The organism is Streptomyces klenkii, assembly GCF_003626645.1.
GTDB classification, from domain to species: domain Bacteria; phylum Actinomycetota; class Actinomycetes; order Streptomycetales; family Streptomycetaceae; genus Streptomyces; species Streptomyces klenkii.
This window is the reverse complement of record NZ_RBAM01000032.1, coordinates 1-18534: the sequence shown is the minus strand read 5'-3', so window position 1 is coordinate 18534 and position 18534 is coordinate 1. Positions and strand designations below refer to the sequence as shown.

Sequence of the window (18534 nt, the reverse complement as noted above, 5' to 3'; positions counted from 1 at the left end):
CAAGCAAGGAGCGTTCATGGATCAGGAGCAGCGGCCGGGCAGGCGCACCCTTCTGGGGGCCGCCGCGGCCCTCGGCGCGGGAGCGGTCGTCCTCGGCGGCGGAGCGGGCACGGCGGCGGCCGCGACCGCCGCCCCGGCGGCGCAGGGCCGCGACCGCGGTCCTGCCGGCGGTTCGTACAAGGACCTGCCGGTGCCGACCGTCATCGGACACCGGGGCGCCTGCGGCTACCGCCCCGAGCACACCCTCGGCTCCTACCAGTTCGCCCTCGACAACGGCGCGGACGTCATCGAGCAGGACGTCGTCCCCACCAAGGACGGGCACCTCGTGTGCCGGCACGAGAACGACATCACCGCCACCACGGACGTCGCCTCCCGCCCGGAGTTCGCCTCCCGCAAGACGACGAAGACCGTCGACGGCGAGGCCCACACCGGCTGGTTCACCGAGGACTTCACGCTCGCCGAGCTCAAGACGCTGCGCGCCAAGGAGCGCATCCCCGGCAACCGGCAGCACAACACCCTCTACGACGGCGTGTGGCAGGTGCCCACCTTCGAAGAGGTCCTGAAGTGGGCCGACGAGCAGGGCCGCAAGCGCGGCCGGCGCATATGGCTGCACGTCGAGACCAAGCACCCCACCTACTTCCGCAAGGCCGGCCTCGGCCTGGAGGAGCGGCTCGCCAAGCTCCTGCGCCGCTACAACCGCTCCGGCCGCAACGGCTACACCTTCCTCCAGTCCTTCGAGCCGAGCAGCCTCCAGCGGATGGGCCGCCTGGGCGTCGACTGCCCGAAGGTGCTCCTGCTGGACGACCTCACGACGCAGCCGTGGGACTTCGTCGAGGCCAAGGACCCGCGGACGGTCGCCGACCTCATCACGCCCAAGGGCCTGAAGTGGGTCTCCGGCTTCGCCCAGGGCATCGGCCCGTGGCTGAACCTGATCATCCCGCGCGACAAGAACGACAAGCTGACCAAGCCGACGACGCTGGTCCGCGACGCGCACGCCGCGGGGCTGATCCTGCACCCGTACACCATGCGCAACGAGAACAGCTTCCTGCCGGCGGACTTCCGGCGCGGCACCGACCCCAACGCGTACGGCGACGCGCTCGCGGCGTTCAAGACGTACTTCGGCACGGGGATCGACGGCATCTTCTCGGACAACTGCGACACGGCGGCCCTGGCGCGCAGCGCGTTCGTGAAGGGCTGACCCACTGAGGCCGGTCCGGCACCGCCGGGCCGCGCCGTAGTGGTTGCTCGCCGTGGCGGCGGGAGGAATTTCCGGCCGCCACGGCGAGCGCTCTGCTGAGGGCGACCGTCAAGTGGAACCGTTCCGCCACCCGGACGGGTGATAACGCCCCACAGGGGCAACCGGTGCGACCCGGTCGCACGTCACGCCTCGCATGACGCAGAGCGATCTCCTCACCCGGCTGAGCCCGCTGCTCAAAGCGGAGTGCGCCGCCGAGGCGGCCGCGGTCGCCGGGACCGACGCCGCCGATCTCGAACAGGGCGTCTGGGTGCGGCTGCTCAGTGACAGCCGCACCATCGTCTCCGCGGGCCGGCTGCGGGCGACCGTCAGGGCCGAGGCCCGCGCCGCCCGCCGCCGCGCCCGGCGCGAGGTGCCCTACGACCCCACCCACGGCGAGCCGCCGTGCGCCCCGGACGCGGGTGTCGAACAGCAGGTGCTCGCCGCCGAAGAGGGCCGCGCACTGCGCGCCGCCGTGCGCCGCCTGCCCGGCCGGTGCCCCCGCCTGCTGGCGGCCCTGCTGTCGCGGAAGGACCCGACCTACCGAGAAATCGCAGGCGAGTTGGGAATGTCACAAGGATCTTTGGGGCCGGTACGTTCCCGTTGCCTGGGATGCCTGCGCAGAATGCTGACGGCGGAGGTTGCGGCTCCTGAACCCTGGGGAAAGGAGCGATAGACAGCCGTCGCCACGGAGGCGACGTGCACCCGCGACGGCTCCTGTCAGGGCGGATCAGGGCGGACCGAACCGAAAAGGGGAGGCGTGGGCACATGGGCATGAGCGTGACCATCTCTGCGGCGACCGATCACGATGCCGAGCAGATCCTCAAACTCCAGTACCTCTGTTATCAGGGCGAGGCCGAGCTCTACGGCGACTACTCCATCGCACCGCTCACCCAGACCCTCGCCGAGCTCCGCGCCGAACTGGCCGCGGGCTGTGTGCTGGTGGCCAGGCTGGGCGAGGAGGTCGTGGGCTCGGTGCGCGGCGCGGCCGGCCCGGAGGGCACGGCGGTGATCTCGGGGATGATCGTGCACCCCCGCATGCAGCGGCACGGTCTGGGCGGGCGGCTGCTCGCCGCGGTCGAGGCCCGGCTGGCGGGGGAGGGCGCCACCCGTTTCCGGCTCGCGACCGGCCACCGCAACGAGGGCAATCTGCGGCTGTACCGCAAGTGGGGGTACGTGCAGGTGGCCGGCGAGCAGGTCACGCGCAAGCTCACGCTGGTGACGCTGGAGAAGGAGCCGGAGCGGGAGACGGCGGCGTCCGGCGCCCGTGAGGGCGCCCCCGCCGAGGCGGCGCTCGCGACGAGCCGCTAGCCGGCCTGCGGCTGCGCCGCCCGGCGCAGCCACATCATCGCGGTCACCGGCAGGATGACCGGGATGAAGAGGTAGCCCATGCCGTAGTCGGACCAGACCGTGGCGTCGGGGAAGGCGGACGGCGCGACGAGCGTCCACGTGCCGACGACGAGGACGCCGGCCAGCTCGGCGGCGCAGCACACGAGCGCCGCCTTGCGGGCCGCGGGGCCGCCGCGCACGAGGGAGTACGTGATGAAGGCGTACACCACGGCGGCGACGGCGGACAGCACGTAGGCCAGCGGCGCCCGGCCGAAGTCCAGGATCATCTGGACGATCGAGCGGGAGGCCGCGGCGACGGTGAAGACGCCGTAGAGCCACACCAGCAGCCGGCCCGGGCCTTCGCCGAGGTTGAAGCCCGGCTTGGCGGGGGTGGTGGGTTCGGTCACGGTCAGCCTCCCCAGATGTCGTAGAGCCGCACTTCGAGCACGGCGAGGATGACGCCGCCGGCCGCCACGGTGGCCGAGCCCCAGCGGGTCCGCTCGGCGAGCGACATGAAGCCCGCGGCGGGCACGGCCGCGGCCGAGCCGATCAGGTACGCCAGGAAGATGGCGGTGCCCTGCCCGGGCTTGTCGCCGCCGGCCAGCCGCACCACGCCGACGACGAGCTGGGCGACCGCCAGGACGGACACCACGGCCATGCCGATGAAGTGCCAGTCCTTGGTGGACTGGTCGCGGGAGAAGGCGAAGCCGCACCAGGCGGCCAGCGCGAGGGCGGTCACGCCGACCGCGAGCGTCAGCGCGTCGATCACCGTGGCCACCGCGCTGCCGGGGCGTGCGGATGGGGCTGGACAAGCATGGGACGACTTTAATGGCCCGCCCCGGGGGCACCGCGCTCGGCCCCGCGCCGGGCGCCGCCGCCTCGTGGCCTTGACCACACCGCGGCCCGTTCCGTGCGTACGAGGCGGCTCGCCGCGTACGGCCTCCCCGTACGTCTGTGCAGGTCACCGGCGGCTTCCGGGTGGCTTGAAGATCACTTACGCGAGCGGGGCGTGTCCATGTACTGGCCACTCGTGTCCGCTATTCGGACAGGCTTGGCCGAGTCGCACACGCGTCTGTTTTACTTCCTGCATGACCACGACGAGCAGCCGCACCTGTGCGACCGAGGCGATGACGACGCCCGGCGCTGCTCGTTGCATGTGTCGAATGTGTGACTGCTGAGGGCCCCCGTTCCGTGCCTCGCGCCCCGAAGCGAGACCCGTAGAGCCCGCGTCCCGCGTCCCACCAGGACCGGACCGGAAGGCTCAGCCCCGCGTCACCAGGACCCCCGAAGCCGCGACCCCGCTCGCGCCCGCCGGGGCACCCTATGCCGCGCTCCGCAATGAATGCCCGTGCCCGGCCCCCTCACCGCCGCGCACTCGACAGTGACGGAAACCCCTGTGATCACCACTACGGGCCTGACAAAGGTCTACCGCTCACGCGGCCGCGAGGTCACCGCCCTCGACGGCGTCGACCTCCACGTGCGCGAGGGCGAGGTGTACGGCGTCGTCGGTCAGAGCGGCGCCGGAAAGTCGACCCTCATCCGCTGCGTCAACCTCCTGGAGCGCCCCAGCTCCGGCACGGTCACCGTGGCGGGCCAGGACCTCACCGCCCTCGCCGGGCGCGGCAACCGCGCCGGAGCCGAGCTGCGCAAGGCGCGCAGCCGCATCGGCATGGTCTTCCAGCACTTCAACCTGCTGTCCTCGCGCACCGTGCAGTCCAACATCGAGCTGCCCCTGGAGATCCTCGGCGTCTCCGGCAAGGAGCGCGAGCGCAAGGCCCTCGAACTCCTCGACCTCGTCGGCCTCGCCGACAAGGCCAAGGCCTACCCCGGCCAGCTCTCCGGCGGCCAGAAGCAGCGCGTGGGCATCGCCCGCGCCCTGGCCGGCGACCCCAAGGTGCTGCTCTCCGACGAGTCGACCTCCGCGCTCGACCCGGAGACCACCCGCTCCATCCTCCAGCTGCTGCGCGACCTCAACCAGCAGCTCGGCCTGACCGTCCTCCTCATCACCCACGAGATGGAGGTCGTCAAGACGATCTGCGACTCCGCGGCCCTGATGAAGGGCGGCCGCGTCGTGGAGTCCGGCACCGTCTCCGAACTGCTGGCCACCCCCGGCTCGGAGCTCGCGGCCGAGCTCTTCCCGGTCGGCGGCGAGCCCTCCGGCCCGGACCGCACCGTCGTGGACGTCACCTTCCACGGCGACGCCGCGACCCAGCCGGTCATCTCCCAGCTCTCCCGTACGTACAACATCGACATCTCGATCCTGGGCGCCGCGATGGACACCGTCTGCGGCAAGCAGGTCGGCCGGATGCGCATCGAGCTGCCCGGCCGCTTCGAGGAGAACGTCGTCCCCATCGGCTTCCTACGCGAGCAGGGCCTCCAGGTCGACGTCGCCGATGTGAACCCGGCTCCGGCCGGTGCGCTCCTGAAGGATGGTGCCAAGTGACCTGGGCCGAGATGCAGCCCCTGCTGCGCGACGCGAGTCTGGACACCCTCTTCATGGTGTGGTGGTCCACCCTCTACACCATCCTCGGCGGCCTGCCGCTGGGCATCCTGCTGGTCCTCACCGACCGCGGCGGCCTGCTCCAGAACACCGTGGTCAACAAGGCCGTCGGCGTGGTCGTCAACCTCGGCCGCTCGCTGCCGTTCATCGTCCTCATGGTGTGGCTGATCCCCTTCAGCCGCTTCGTGGTCGGCACCTCCATCGGGCCCAGCGCCGCCGTCGTGGCCCTGGCCATCGGCGCGATCCCGTTCTTCGCCCGGCTGGTGGAGACCGCGCTCCGCGAGGTCGACCACGGCCTCGTCGAAGCCGTCCAGTCCATGGGCGGCGGCACCTGGACCGTGATCTTCAAGGTGCTGCTCCCGCAGGCCCTGCCCTCCGTCATCGCGGGCCTGACCACCACCGTCATCGCCCTCATCGGCTACTCCGCGATGGCCGGCGCGGTCGGCGGCGGCGGCCTGGGCAACCTCGCCATCGTCTACGGCTACCAGCGCTCCGAGACCGGCCTGATGAACATCACCATCGTGCTGCTCATCGTCATCGTCACCGCCGTCCAGCTCGCCGGCGACCTCGCCGTGCGGACCCTCGCCCGGCGCGGCGGACGGCAGGCGGCCCCCGTGGGCCTGCGCCGCCTGTGGACCCCGGCCCGCCCGGCGCCGAAGCCCGCGGCGACCGTCCCGGCCCAGGCCGAGGCCCCGGAGGCCGTCAAGTCCTCCTGAACCCCAAGACTTCCTGATCGGAGCTGATCAGGCCTGGCACCGAGGGGCTCTTCGCCCCTCACCGCAGCACCACGAGCCCGGACCCTTTGCCGGGCGCAACACCTCGTGAACCCAGGAAATCCAGAAAGAGGGGCACTCTTCGTGCGTACCACCATCAAGCTCACCGCCGCCGCGGCGGCCGCCGCCGCACTCACCCTCGGCCTGAGCGCGTGCAGCGCTCCGTCCGACACCTCCTCCTCCGGCAGCTCGTCGAAGAAGGGCAAGGACGCCGACCCGGACGCCAAGCTCGTCGTCGCCGCCAGCCCGACCCCGCACGGCGACATCCTCAACTTCGTCCGCGACAACCTCGCGGAGAAGGCCGGCCTGAAGCTGGAGGTGAAGGAGTTCAACGACTACGTGCTCCCCAACACCGCCACGCAGAACGGCGAGGTCGACGCCAACTTCTTCCAGCACAAGCCGTACCTCGACGACTTCAACAAGAAGAACAAGACGGACATCGTCCCCGTCGTCAACGTCGAGCTCGAGCCGCTCGGCCTGTACTCCGAAAAGGTAAAGAAGCCCGGCGACCTCGGCAGCGGCGCGACCATCGCCGTGCCCAACGACGCCACCAACGAGGGCCGCGCCCTGAAGCTGCTGGCCGACAACGGCGTCATCGTCCTCAAGGACGGCGTGGGCGCCGCCGCCAAGCTCTCCGACGTCAAGGACGCCAAGGGCATCAAGTTCACCGAGCTCGAGGCCGCCCAGATCCCCACCCGCCTCGCCGACGTCGACGCCGCCGTCATCAACGGCAACTTCGCCATCGGCCACAAGCTCAACCCGGCCAAGGACGCCATCGCCCTGGAGAAGGCCGACGGCAACCCCTACGCCAACTTCCTCGCCGTGAAGAAGGGCAACGAGGCCGACCCGCGCGTCCAGAAGCTCGCCAAGCTCCTCAACTCCGACGAGGTGAAGAAGTTCATCGAGCAGAAGTTCAGCAACGGCGCCGTCCTGCCCGCCTTCGGAGCGCCGAAGAGCTGACCCCGGCAGCCCCTGCCGTCACCACAACCGCCCCTGTGGCCCCAGGCCCCGCGCACACGACGACGTGCGCGGGGCCTACGCGCTTGGCGCACGCACGCATCGATGCTGCATGCTGGTGCACCCGAGCCCGGACCGCCCCGTCCCGAGCCCACTTCCCCGGCGTTGGAGCAGCACATGACATCCACCTTCCCGGACATCTCCATCAGTACGGACCGGCTGGTGCTGCGCCCGTTCGAGGCCCAGGACGTGCCCGCGCTCGCGGAGATGATGAGCGACGAGCTCGTCACCGCCTGGACCTCCGTACCCCACCCCTACACCACCGCCCACGCCCGTGACTGGGCCCTGCGCGAGGCCCCCGCCGAGCGCACCTCCGGGCGCGGAATCGTCTTTGCGGTCACCGAGTTCCTCACCCACCGCCTCGTCGGCTGCGTCCACCTCCACCACACCGACTGGCGCGCCCTGTCCGCCGAGGTCGGCTACGTCGTCGCCCCCTGGGCCCGCGGCGAGGGCTACGCCTGTGAATCCGTCCTCGCCGTCGCCGAGTGGCTCTTCAACGACCAGAAGTTCGAGCGCCTGGAGCTGCGCACCGCCGCCGACAACACCGCCTCCCAGCAGGTCGCGCAGAAGACCGGCTGCATCAGCGAAGGAGTGCTGCGCAACGCCTGGATAGGACGCGGCCGCACCGGGGACGGCGGCTGGACCGAGCTCCGCTCCGACCTCATCATCTGGAGCCTCCTGCCCGAGGACCTCGACGAGCTGCGCGAGCAGCCCGCCGGCGACCCCGGCTACGCCGCGGCCTTCCGCGACTGGTCCTGACGGCCGTACCCGCCGAGCCCCACCGGAGGTACGGAAAGCGGAGCCGGAAGGTCCGGACCGGCACGGGGTACGCTCACCCTGCCCGCAGACGGGCACCCGCCGCAGACCCGCTGACAAGCCCAGGAGAATGACGACGATGGCCGACCGGGTCACGGTGATCGGGTGGGACGGCTCACCACTCACGGACGCGGCCCGTTCCGCCCTGGCCGCCGCCACCCTCGTGGCCGGCGCCGCCCACCACCTCGCGCTCCCCGAAGTGCCGCCCGCCGCCGAGCGCGTCCGCCTCGGCAGCGTCGACCTCGCCGCCCGCCGCATCGCCGGCCACCGCGGCTCCGCCGTCGTCCTCGCCGACGGCGACCCCGGCTTCTTCGGCGTCGTCCGCACCCTGCGCGCCCCCCAGCACGGGCTGGAGGTCGAGGTCGTGCCCGCCGTCTCCGCCGTCGCCGCCGCCTTCGCCCGCGCCGGCATGCCCTGGGACGACGCCCAGGTCGTCGTCGCCCACAGCCGCGACCTGCGCCGCGCCGTCAACGTCTGCCGCGCCCACCCCAAGGTCGCCGTCCTCACCTCGCCCGGCGCCGGCCCCGCCGAACTCGCCCTCCTCCTCGGCGACGTCCACCGCACCTTCGTCATCTGCGAGGAGCTCGGCACCGAGCGCGAACAGGTCACCGTCCTCACCTCCGACAAGGCCCCCGACCACCACTGGCGCGACCCCAACGTCGTCATCGTCATCGGCGGCGGAAGCGCCGGCCCCGTCGCCGTCCCCGGCTGGGGCGCCACCCGGCCCCGCGCCGGCGGCGGCTGGATCGCCGGCCGCGACCCCGGCTACCCCCCGGCCGTCCGCGGCTGGGCCCTGCCCGCCGACGCCTACGGCAGCGACCTCGGCGAGGGCGAGGCCACCGAGCTGCGCGCCGCCCAACTCGCCCGCCTCGGCCCCCGCGTCGGCGACCTCGTCTGGGACATCGGCTCCGGCTGCGGCGCCGCCGCCGTCGAGGCCGCCCGCTTCGGCGCCGCCGTCATCGCCGTCGACCGCGACCCCGACGCGTGCGCCCGCACCACCGCCGTCGCCCGCCGCTACGGCGTCCAGCTCCAGGTCGTCCACGGCGCCGCCCCCCAGGTCCTGGAGGACCTCCCCGAACCCGACGTCGTCCGCGTCGGCGGCGGCGGCCACGCCGTCGTCGCGGCCGCAGCCGCCCGCCGCCCCGAGCGCATCGTCGCCCACGCCGCCACCCGCGACGAGGCCGAGGCCATCGGCCGCGCCCTCGCCGAAGGCGGCTACGGCGTCGAGTGCACCCTGCTCCAGGCCGTGGAGCTCGACACCGCCGCCTGGTCCGAGCGCGAACGCTCCGTCGCCTTCCTGCTGAGCGGACGCCGCACCCACCTGTGAGCCCGGCGGGCCGGGCGGAGGGTAGGCTGGCGGATCGTTGTACCGCCCCTCGGTGTCCGACACCACAGTCGCCAATGTCCCGAACGCACCCTCCTCTTGGCGGGAGCACGGCAAGGTAGGGGCGGGCGATGCACACGTGCCGCGAGGCACGGACGCTCGTTCTTGACTATGGGCGTGAGCGGTTGGAAGGAGCACTACCGATGGGCGAGGGGTACGCATGACCGACACCGGCCAGTTCCCGGGCGAGGGACAGCCGGAGAACGCAGGCGCGCTGCCCGGCCACCCGTTTCCCACGGACGCCGCAGCCCCTGCCGACCCCGGTGCCCCCGCCGCGTTCACCTTCCTCGACCACGGTGACGCCGCGGAAGCCGACGGCGCCGACGAGGACGACCTCCTGCTGATGCCGGGCGCCCAGGGCGCCTGGATGGAGCAGCCGGCCGCCCAGGGCGGCACGCACGAGAGCGGCGGGCGCGACACCGGCTCCGTCGACTACGGCGACGTCCGCACGCCCCCGGCCCCCGCCGCCCCCGCGGCGCCGCGCCGCCCCCTCCACATGGGCCCGCCCGTCCCGGACCCCACCAGCGGAGTCGTCCGCTCCCTCGCCGACCGCGGCCCCGCCGCGCCGGCCCCCGCCCCGGTCCGCCCGCCCGCCCCGCCGGCGGCACCCGTACCGGGCCCCGAATACCTCGACGCCACCACCGACGAGACGGGCACTCAGCAGACGCCGCGCCTCGGCGAGGTGCCGCAGCAGCAGCCGGGCACGTGGGACGCCCAGCCGCAGCCGCCGGCCGCGCCGGCCTTCGTGCCGCCCCAGGCCGCCGGCACGGCCGCCCCGGCGGCGCCGGCTCCCGTTGCCGGTGACGTGGCGTCAGCGGCCCCCGAGGCCCCGGCGGGCGCGACGTCGACCGGGCTCTCCGCCATCGACGCGGTGGTCGCCGCGGCGACCGGGCAGGTCCATGTGCCGCCGAGCGTGTCGGGGGTCCCGGCGGAGACGGCGGCCCCCGCGGCCGGTGTTCCGGTTGAGGCCCCGCAGGACGGGCAGGTCGTCGCGGCCGCCGCCGGGCAGGAACAGCAGGAACAGGTCGTTCCCGCCGTGGTCGCCGCCGCTCCGCAGACCGCGGTTCCCACCGAGCCCGAGCCGCTCCCGGCCGCCCCGCAGGCGGACCAGCCCGTCGCGGCCGAGGCGGGCGCGGAAGCCCCCGCGGACGCCGCTCCGCAGGCTGAGCAGGCCGTAGCCGTCGCTGAGGCCGCCGACACGACTCCGCAGGCCGAGCAGGTCGCTGCCGCTGTGGCTCCGGTGGTTGCTTCGCCGGCTGCCGAGCAGGTCATGGACGCCGCCGCGGCTGAGGCTGCTTCGGCCGAGCAGGCGGCGGGTGTCGCCGACGTTGCTGCGGTCGCTGCTCCGCAGGGCGAGCAGGCTGCGGATGTCGCTGCCGCTGTCGCCCCGGCCGAGCAGGTGGCGGACGCTGCCGCGGCCGCCGTCGCTGCTGCCCCGGTAGTTGCTCCGCAGGCCGAACAGGTCATAGACGCCGTTGCTGCTGCCGCTGTGGACGCTCCTGCTGGTGTCCCGGCTGAGCAGCCCGCAGCTACCGTTGCCGCTGCCGCCCCGCAGACGGACCTGCCGGTCGTAGTGGAGGCCGCCGCCCCGGCCGGGCAGACCGCGGGCGTCGTTGCTGACGCCACTCCGCAGGCTGAGCAGGCCGTCGACGTTGTTGCTGCTGCTGACGCTGCTGTAGTCGCCCCGGCCGAGCAGGCCGAAGAGACTATTGCCGCCGCCGTCGCCCCGGCCGGGGAAGCTGCGGGCGTTGTTGCTGATGCCGCTCCGCAGGCTGAGCGGGCTGCCGACGTTGTTGCTGCTGAAGTCACTGTGGTCGCCCCGGCCGAGCAGGTCGAAGAAACTGTTGCCGCCGCCGTCGCCGCCCCGCAGGCGGACCAGCCCGTCGTGACGGAGGCCGGCGCCGCTGCCGCCGCCCCGGCCGGGGAGGCCGCGGGCGTTGTTGCTGATGCCGCTCCGCAGGCTGAGCAGGCTGTCGACGTCGCTGTGTCTGACGCCGGACAGCCCGCTGCCGCCGCGCCGGACGAGCAGGCGACAGATGTCGCTTCCGCCGTCGCCCCGCAGCCCGCCGTCCCCGCTGCCGAGACCCCGGCCGCGCCGCCCGCCGAAGCCGAGCCCACCGCCGGTGTCCTGGCCGATGCCGGGCCGGTAGCGCCGGAAGCCCCGGCAGCCGCCCCGGAAGCCCCTGTCTCCGCCCCCGCCCCCGCCCCGCAGGTTCCCGCTGACATCCCGGCAGTGGCCTCGGAGGAGGCCTCCGGGCAGGCCGCGGGCGTCGTCGCTGACGCACCCGCTGACACCCCGTCCGCCCCGCACGCCCCCGGCGGCGTACCGCAGCCCGAGCAGGCCACCATCTCTGAACCGCAGGCACCCGAGACCGAGGCCGTAGCGCACACCCCGGCGGCCGACAGCGAGCCCCGGGCGGTGCAGCCCGAGCAGGCAGCAGCCGACCTGCCCGAGCCGGCGGCCGGCACCGGCACCAGCACCGGGACCGACGCACAGCCCGTCGCCGAAGAGGTCCGCATCCCGGCCCCCCACCAGTCCCCGGACGAACCGGCCACCGACCCGGTCGCCGTCCCCGCGCCTCGTGCAGCAGAAGCCGCAGCAGAACCCGTAGCAGAGCCCGCCGCGGAAGCCGCAGCGGAACTCGCAGCCGAGAACACTCCCGCAGGGGACGACGCACGGGACAGCGTCCCCGCGGCCACCGGCTACGGCGACGCCGAGCGCGAGGCCGTGCACCGCGTGATGCGGGAGCGGCGCGACATCCGCAACGGATTCCGTACGGACCCCATCCCGCACGAGGTCCTGCTGCGCGTCCTGGAAGCCGCGCACACCGCCCCCAGCGTCGGCCACTCCCAGCCCTGGGACTTCGTCGTCATCCGCTCCGCGGAAACCCGGCAGGCCATGCACGAGCTGGCACAGCGCCAGCGCGACGCGTACGCGAAGTCGCTGCCGAAGGGCCGGGCCAAGCAGTTCAAGGAACTGAAGATCGAGGCGATCCTCGAGACGCCCGTCAACATCGTCGTCACCGCCGACCCCACCCGCGGCGGCCGCCACACCCTCGGCCGGCACACCCAGCCGCAGATGGCGCCGTACTCCTCCGCGCTCGCCGTCGAGAACCTGTGGCTCGCCGCCCGCGCCGAAGGCCTCGGCGTCGGCTGGGTCAGCTTCTTCGACGAGCGCGAGATGGTCCGCGCCCTCGGCCTGCCCGACCACCTGGAGGTCGTCGCCTACCTCTGCGTCGGCTACGTCGACGAGTTCCCGGACGAGCCCGAGCTGATGCAGGCCGGCTGGTCCAAGCGCCGCCCGCTGTCGTGGGTCGTGCACGAGGAGGAGTACGGCCGCCGCGCGCTCCCCGGCGAGGACCCGCACGACCTGCTCGCCGAGACCCTCCGCGGCATCCGCCCGCTGGACGCCAAGGCCCTCGGCGAGGCCTGGGAGCGGCAGAAGCGGATGACCAAGCCGTCCGGCGCGCTCGGCATGCTGGAGATCATCTCCGCGCAGCTGTGCGGTCTGTCCCGCAAGTGCCCGCCGCCGATCCCGGAGCCTGCCGCCGTCGCGATCTTCGCGGGCGACCACGGCGTGCACGCCCAGGGCGTCACCGCGTGGCCGCAGGAGGTCACCTCCCAGATGGTCGCCAACTTCCTGGGCGGCGGCGCCGTGTGCAACGCCTTCGCCAACCAGGTCGGCGCCGAGGTCTGCGTCGTGGACGTCGGCGTCGCGGGCGAGCTGCCCAGCACGCCCGGCCTCCTGCCGCGCAAGATCCGGCCCGGCACCGCCGACTTCACCGCGGGCCCCGCCATGACCCGCGAAGAGGCGATGCGCGCCCTGGAGGTGGGCATCGAGACCGCCCGCGACCTCGTCGCGGCCGGCAACAAGGCGCTCCTGACCGGCGAGATGGGCATCGCCAACACCACGGCGTCCGCCGCCCTCATCTCCGTCTTCACCGGCGCCGACCCGGCCGAGATCACCGGCCGCGGCACCGGCATCAACGACGAGATGCACGCCCGGAAGATCGACGTGGTCCGCCGCGCGCTCGAACTCCACCAGCCCGACCCCAAGGACCCCATCGGCGTCCTGGCCGCCGTCGGCGGCCTGGAGCACGCGGCCCTCGTCGGCCTGATCCTCGGCGGCGCCTCGCTGCGCACCCCGGTGATCCTCGACGGCGTGAGCGCCGGCGCGGCAGCCCTCGTCGCCCGGGCGATCGCCCCCGAGGCCCTCGCGGCCTGCATCGCGGGCCACCGCAGCGCCGAGCCGGGCCACGTCGCGGCGCTGACCAAGCTCGGCCTGCGCCCCCTGGTGGACCTCGACCTCCGCCTGGGCGAGGGCACGGGAGCGCTGCTGGCCCTGCCGATCGTCCAGAGCGCGGCCCGGGCCATGCACGAGGTGGCGACGTTCGACACGGCGGGCGTAACGGAAAAGGCGTAGCGGAAACGGCGTGACGGGCACACGCGCCCGTCGCCCGGTGTGTGGCAGGAGGGGGCGGGGCGGGACGGGCCCTGGGAGGGGCGTAAAGCATGATTTGTGGCGGCGACGGGGGCTCGCTCGACGGCGCCCCTCACCCGCCGTAAATCATGCAGCCCCGGAAGGGCCCGTCCCGCCCCGCCCCCGACCCCCCACCGCCCCGTAAGGTGTCCTCACCAGCGCATTCGCCCACGAGGAGACCCGCACCCCCATGGCCGAGCACAACGAATCCGCCGCCTACCCCGTCGGACTGCGTCTCGCGGGCCGCCGCGTCGTCGTCCTCGGCGGCGGCCAGGTCGCCCAGCGCCGCCTTCCCGCGCTGATCGCCGCCGGCGCGGACGTCCTGCTGATCTCCCCGTCCGCCACCCCCTCCGTCGAGGCCATGGCCGACGCCGGAGAGGTGCGCTGGGAGCGCCGCCGCTACGCCGACGGCGACCTCGACGGCGCCTGGTACGCCCTGATCTCCACCGACGACCCCGACGCCAACCGCGCCGCCTCCGCCGAGGCCGAGGCCCGCCGCGTGTGGGCCGTGCGCAGCGACGACGCGGAAGCCGCCACCGCCTGGACGCCCGCCACCGGCCGCAGCGAAGGCGTCACCGTCGCCGTCCTCACCGGCCGCGACCCCCGCCGCTCCGCCGCCGTCCGCGACGCCATCGTCGAGGGCCTGCGCGACGGCTCCCTGACGGCCCCGCACTTCCGCACCCACCCCGCCGCGGCCAACGCCACCGGCCCCGCGGTAGGCCACGTCGCCCTCGTCGGCGGCGGCCCCGGCGACCCGGACCTCATCACCGTGCGCGGCCGCCGCCTCCTCGCCGGCGCCGACGTCGTCATCGCCGACCGCCTCGGCCCGCGCGACCTCCTCGACGAGCTCCCCCCGCACGTCGAGGTCATCGACGCCGCGAAGATCCCGTACGGCCGCGCCATGGCCCAGGAAGCCATCAACAACGCCCTGATCGAGCACGCTCAGGCGGGCAAGGCCGTCGTCCGCCTGAAGGGCGGAGACCCGTACGTCTTCGGCCGGGGCATGGAAGAGGCCCAGGCCCTCGCCGAGCACGGCATCCCCTGCACCGTCGTCCCCGGCATCTCCAGCACCATCAGCGTCCCCGGCGCCGCCGGCATCCCCGTCACCCACCGCGGCGTCGCCCACGAGTTCACGGTCGTCAGCGGCCACGTCGCTCCCGACGACGAGCGCTCCCTCGTCGACTGGGAGGCCGTCGCCAGGCTCCGCGGCACGCTCGTCCTCCTGATGTCCGTCGAGAACATCGGCGCCATCGCCGAGACCCTCGTCCGGCACGGCCGGGCCGCCGGCACCCCCGTCGCCGTCGTGCAGGAGGGCACCACGGCCGCCCAGCGGCGCGTCGACGCGACGCTCGCGACCGTCGGCGAGCGCGTCAAGGCGGAAGGCATACGGCCCCCCGCGGTCATCGTCGTCGGCGACGTCGTGACGGTCGGCACCGGCACCGGCACCGGCACCGGAACCGGCCGCTGAGCCGCCGGAACCGGAACCGGAATCACCACCGCACGGCACCGCACCGCGACCGAGCACCCCGTACGTACCGAGGACCGAGGACCATGGCCGACATCATCACCATCGACGACCCCGCCGACCCGCGCCTGCACGACTACACCGGCCTGACCGACGTCGAGCTGCGCCGCCGCCGCGAACCCGCCGAGGGGCTCTTCATCGCCGAGGGCGAGAAGGTCATCCGGCGCGCCCGCCACGCCGGGTACGAGATGCGCTCGATGCTGCTGTCCGCCAAGTGGGTCGACGTGATGCGCGACGTCATCGAGGAGGCGCCCGCGCCCGTCTACGCCGTGAGCCCCGAGCTGGCCGAACGGGTGACGGGCTATCACGTCCACCGCGGGGCGCTCGCTTCCATGCAGCGCAAGCCCCTCCCGTCCCCGGCCGAGCTGCTGCGGACGACGCGCCGCGTCGCCGTGATGGAGGCCGTGAACGACCACACCAACATCGGTGCGATCTTCCGCAGCGCGGCGGCCCTCGGCATGGACGCCGTCCTGCTCTCCCCGGACTGCGCCGACCCCCTCTACCGGCGCTCCGTCAAGGTCTCCATGGGCGCCGTGTTCTCCGTGCCCTACGCGCGCCTGGAGACCTGGCCCCGCGACCTGGAGACCGTACGCGAGGCGGGCTTCCGGATCCTGGCGCTCACCCCCGACGAGAAGGCCACGTCCATCGACGCGGCCGCACCGCACCGCCTGGACCGCGTCGCACTGATGCTCGGAGCGGAGGGTTCCGGCCTGTCCACGCGCGCCCTGATGGCGGCGGACGAATGGGTGCGCATCCCGATGGCGCACGGCATCGACTCGCTCAACGTGGGCGCGGCGGCGGCGGTGTCGTTCTACGCGGTGACGGCGGGCCGGCCGCGGGCTTAGCGGGTACGGGGTGTGACTCCCCGTCTCTGCGGATTCCGCCGGACCCTCACCGAGGGGCTTGCTCGCCGCGGCGGCGGGCATTTGCCTGACGGCGCACCGGCGAGCCTTGACGACCCTGCCCGCTCAGCCGCTGCCCGGCGCCCAGCCGCCCCACTGCGAAGAAGCCGAAGAAACCGAAGAAACCGAAGGCACCGACCCCAGCCCATCCGTGCGCCGGTCCGGCCCCTGGCAGCCCTGGGCCACGGCGATGCCCAGCGCGACCAGCAGCGTCACCACGACGAAGACGGTCACCCGCTGCCGCAGCAGCCGGGGATCCCGCGGAGGCGCGGAGCGCCGGGCCCCGGCACCGGTCCGCGCCGCGGGCTGCCCGCGCCGGCCGGCCGCGGCCCCCGCGGCACCCCGGGCGGCGGCCTGCCCGCGCTGGCCGCCCACCCGCCCCGGCCGCGCGGCCGGCCGCCGGCCGCCGGGCTCGGGCCGGGCCTGCGGCGGATGATGCGGCGCGGGCGCCTTGACCGTGGGCCGCTCCGTGCGCTGCTCCGCATACTCCGCGGCGCGCCGTTCAGCCGACCGGTCGGGCTCACGGCGCGTCAGGGGAAGCCGCCCCTCGGAGAGGCCCTGCGCCTCGCGGGCGGCGATCTCCTTGAGCCGCAGCGACAGCTGGAGCGTGCTCGGCCGCTCCTCGGGGTCCTTGGCCAGGCACGCGTGGATCAGCGGCGCCAGAGCGTCGGGCACGGCCATGAGCTGGGGTTCCTCGTGGACGACCCGGTAGAGCATGACCTCCGAACTGCCCTGGCCGAAGGGTGAGTCCGCGGTCGAGGCGTAGGCGAGGGTCGCGCCGAGGGCGAAGACGTCCGTGGCGGGGGTGACCGCGGCGCCCCGGACCTGCTCGGGGGCGAGGAAGCCGGGGGAGCCGACGGCGGTGCCCACGTGGGTGAGCGTGCTCGCGCCCGTCGCCCACGCGATGCCGAAGTCGATGATGCGGGGGCCCTTGGGGGACAGCAGGATGTTCGACGGCTTGAGGTCCCGGTGCACCACGCCCGCGTCGTGCACGGCCAGCAGACCTTCGGCCAACGCCGCCCCGATGGAGGCGGTCTGAGCCGCCGACAGCGGCCCGTCCTCGTTCACCTTGTCGTGCAGGGAGGGCCCCGGCACGTACTGCGTCGCGAACCAGGGGCGGTCCGCGTCCAGGTCGGCGGCCACGAGCCGCGCCGTACAGCCGCCGCGGATCCGCCGGGCGGCCTGGACTTCGCGCGCGAACCGCGAGCGGAACTCCTGGTCCTCGGCCAGGTCCGGCCGGATCACCTTCAGTGCCACGCGCTGCCCGCGCCGGTCGGAGCCGAGGTACACCACGCCCATGCCGCCCGCGCCGAGCCGGCGGTGAAGCCGGAACGAGCCGACGACACGCGGGTCCTCGCGCCGGAGCCGCATCATCGCCATCTTCATCCCCGCTGCCCGGTCCGTCTGACGTGGCACAGCTTACGGATTGACGGGCGGGCGCGCTGATAGGCCGCGCATGCGTCGGCAAGTGGATTGCCCGCGCCCGCTACCGTCGGCCGGCCGTGGGCCTGGGGCGGCGGCCGGACGCGCCGGGCGCGGGGGAGCGGGGCCAAGAGCCCGCCCCCGCAGGGGGATTGGGGCCGTGTCAGGCCCGGGAGCGCATGTTCCGCGCGAGGCGAGTGAGGTCCGTGGGGCGGGTGCGGCGGGCGGGGGAGGGGCCGCCGGGGCAGTGAAGATCATTACGCTCGGGGACGGGCCGGACGTGAGCGAAACCACACCGACCAGGGCGATTCCCGGCCCCCTCCGGGGCTCCCCCTCAGGGAAGTCCCCGGGGGACGGACCACTCGTCTCCAACCAGGGGAGTAGCCGCCCGGGCCCCGCTCATCCTCCCGGATGCCCGCCAATCGGTACGAGGGCATGACGCCCGCCCGGGGCCGCGCCCCTAAATTGGAGTCCGAGCGGCGGGTGACAGCACTCGTCCCCCGAGGTCAGACGCCCGCCGCTCGTACGACGTCACAAGGCAGGAGTACGGCGAGACAGGGAGCGGCACGATGGCGGACACGGCGGGACGTACGGCCGGGCGGGCACGCGGCCACCGCGCTGCCGGTCTGGTCGCGAGCCTCTTCGCGCCCCAGCCCTCCGGCACCCGGCACCCGCTGGTGGCGGTGGCCATGGTGGTGCCCCTCGCGGCCTTCCTCGCCTTCCTCTTCGGCGGCTGGGACGCCGTCGTCACACAAGCGTCGTCCGTCGCCGGAATGCTGGGGCGCTGAGCGCCCCGGGCCCGGGAGAGCGGCCCGGGCCGGGGACAAGCCGGTGGATCAACCCCGTGGGGACGGGGGTACGGCGGACGGCACGAAGGGCCGGGCACCTGGGGAGGCGCCCGGCCCTTCGTACTGCCCTCAAGCTTCCGCTCTCAAGCGCTCCACCCGCGCTCTGCCTGCGGGCTCTCCACCTGCGAAAACGACCAGAGGCCGGAGCCCTTGAGCCCCGGCCTCCGGCCGATCGGTGTGCGCGATACTGGGATTGAACCAGTGACCTCTTCCGTGTCAGGGAAGCGCTCTCCCGCTGAGCTAATCGCGCGGGAAGGTCCGTGAAGACCTGGTGGACGATACTGGGATTGAACCAGTGACCTCT

15 protein-coding genes and 1 tRNA gene are annotated in these 18534 nt (G+C 73.8%); 12 read left to right on the top strand and 4 right to left on the bottom strand.

All coding sequences use genetic code 11. The features are described 5' to 3' along the window. Window positions 1–16 precede the first annotated feature (16 nt). The 3 genes from D7231_RS33410 to D7231_RS33400 all read left to right on the top strand — a co-directional run bounded on the left by D7231_RS33410 (window position 17) and on the right by D7231_RS33400 (window position 2545). A complete protein-coding gene (locus D7231_RS33410) occupies window positions 17–1198 on the top strand; it encodes a glycerophosphodiester phosphodiesterase (protein ID WP_120759923.1) in 1182 nt (393 codons plus the stop codon). 193 nt (window positions 1199–1391) lie between these two features. Further along, a complete protein-coding gene (locus tag D7231_RS33405) occupies window positions 1392–1910 on the top strand; it encodes a sigma-70 RNA polymerase sigma factor region 4 domain-containing protein (RefSeq protein ID WP_120759920.1) in 519 nt (172 codons plus the stop codon). A gap of 92 nt (window positions 1911–2002) precedes the next feature. After that, window positions 2003–2545 (top strand): GNAT family N-acetyltransferase, encoded by a 543-nt coding sequence (locus tag D7231_RS33400; RefSeq protein WP_120759917.1) that lies wholly within the window; start codon window positions 2003–2005, stop codon window positions 2543–2545. On the opposite strand, the gene D7231_RS33395 is transcribed toward D7231_RS33400, so the two are convergent. Both D7231_RS33395 and D7231_RS33390 read right to left on the bottom strand, forming a co-directional pair. Next, the gene (locus D7231_RS33395; RefSeq protein WP_422396782.1) at window positions 2542–2970 is read right to left on the bottom strand and encodes a hypothetical protein; all 429 of its coding nucleotides are present in this window, start codon (window positions 2968–2970) and stop codon (window positions 2542–2544) included. The two genes, D7231_RS33400 and D7231_RS33395, sit on opposite strands and share 4 nt — an antisense overlap. 2 nt (window positions 2971–2972) lie before the next feature. After that, window positions 2973–3332, bottom strand: a complete 360-nt coding sequence (locus D7231_RS33390) for a hypothetical protein (RefSeq protein WP_120759945.1) — start codon at window positions 3330–3332, stop codon at window positions 2973–2975. Between the two features lie 573 nt (window positions 3333–3905). Here D7231_RS33390 and D7231_RS33385 point away from each other — a divergent pair. From D7231_RS33385 to D7231_RS33350, 8 genes are all read left to right on the top strand, one after another. Continuing rightward, the gene (locus D7231_RS33385) at window positions 3906–5006 is read left to right on the top strand and encodes a methionine ABC transporter ATP-binding protein (RefSeq protein WP_120759915.1); all 1101 of its coding nucleotides are present in this window, start codon (window positions 3906–3908) and stop codon (window positions 5004–5006) included. Next, a complete protein-coding gene (locus D7231_RS33380) occupies window positions 5003–5779 on the top strand; it encodes a methionine ABC transporter permease (RefSeq protein WP_120759913.1) in 777 nt (258 codons plus the stop codon). Before D7231_RS33385 ends, D7231_RS33380 begins: the two co-directional genes overlap by 4 nt. 141 nt (window positions 5780–5920) lie before the next feature. Beyond that, the gene (locus tag D7231_RS33375) at window positions 5921–6796 is read left to right on the top strand and encodes a MetQ/NlpA family ABC transporter substrate-binding protein (protein ID WP_120759911.1); all 876 of its coding nucleotides are present in this window, start codon (window positions 5921–5923) and stop codon (window positions 6794–6796) included. A 174-nt stretch (window positions 6797–6970) separates the two neighbouring features. Next, complete coding sequence (locus D7231_RS33370; RefSeq protein WP_120759909.1) at window positions 6971–7612, top strand: GNAT family N-acetyltransferase; 642 nt, start codon at window positions 6971–6973, stop codon at window positions 7610–7612. A 136-nt stretch (window positions 7613–7748) separates the two neighbouring features. Next, window positions 7749–8996, top strand: coding sequence for a precorrin-6y C5,15-methyltransferase (decarboxylating) subunit CbiE (gene cbiE / locus D7231_RS33365; RefSeq protein ID WP_120759907.1), 1248 nt, complete (start codon window positions 7749–7751; stop codon window positions 8994–8996). Between the two features lie 217 nt (window positions 8997–9213). Beyond that, window positions 9214–13476: a nicotinate-nucleotide--dimethylbenzimidazole phosphoribosyltransferase gene (cobT, locus tag D7231_RS33360; protein ID WP_120759905.1), complete on the top strand. Its 4263-nt coding sequence runs from the start codon at window positions 9214–9216 to the stop codon at window positions 13474–13476. Window positions 13477–13723: 247 nt separating this feature from the next. Beyond that, window positions 13724–15001: a uroporphyrinogen-III C-methyltransferase gene (gene cobA / locus D7231_RS33355; RefSeq protein ID WP_120759902.1), complete on the top strand. Its 1278-nt coding sequence runs from the start codon at window positions 13724–13726 to the stop codon at window positions 14999–15001. An 83-nt stretch (window positions 15002–15084) separates the two neighbouring features. Further along, on the top strand, window positions 15085–15903 hold the full coding sequence (locus D7231_RS33350) for a TrmH family RNA methyltransferase (protein ID WP_120759900.1): 819 nt from the start codon (window positions 15085–15087) through the stop codon (window positions 15901–15903). A gap of 123 nt (window positions 15904–16026) precedes the next feature. On the opposite strand, the gene D7231_RS33345 is transcribed toward D7231_RS33350, so the two are convergent. Beyond that, window positions 16027–17340, bottom strand: a complete 1314-nt coding sequence (locus D7231_RS33345) for a serine/threonine-protein kinase (protein ID WP_199739513.1) — start codon at window positions 17338–17340, stop codon at window positions 16027–16029. Between the two features lie 611 nt (window positions 17341–17951). On the opposite strand from D7231_RS33345, the gene D7231_RS33340 reads away from it, so the two are divergent. Further along, window positions 17952–18170: a hypothetical protein gene (locus D7231_RS33340; protein WP_120759896.1), complete on the top strand. Its 219-nt coding sequence runs from the start codon at window positions 17952–17954 to the stop codon at window positions 18168–18170. 238 nt (window positions 18171–18408) lie between these two features. On the opposite strand, the gene D7231_RS33335 is transcribed toward D7231_RS33340, so the two are convergent. Then, window positions 18409–18480: transfer RNA gene (locus D7231_RS33335), tRNA-Val, on the bottom strand. Window positions 18481–18534 lie beyond the last annotated feature (54 nt).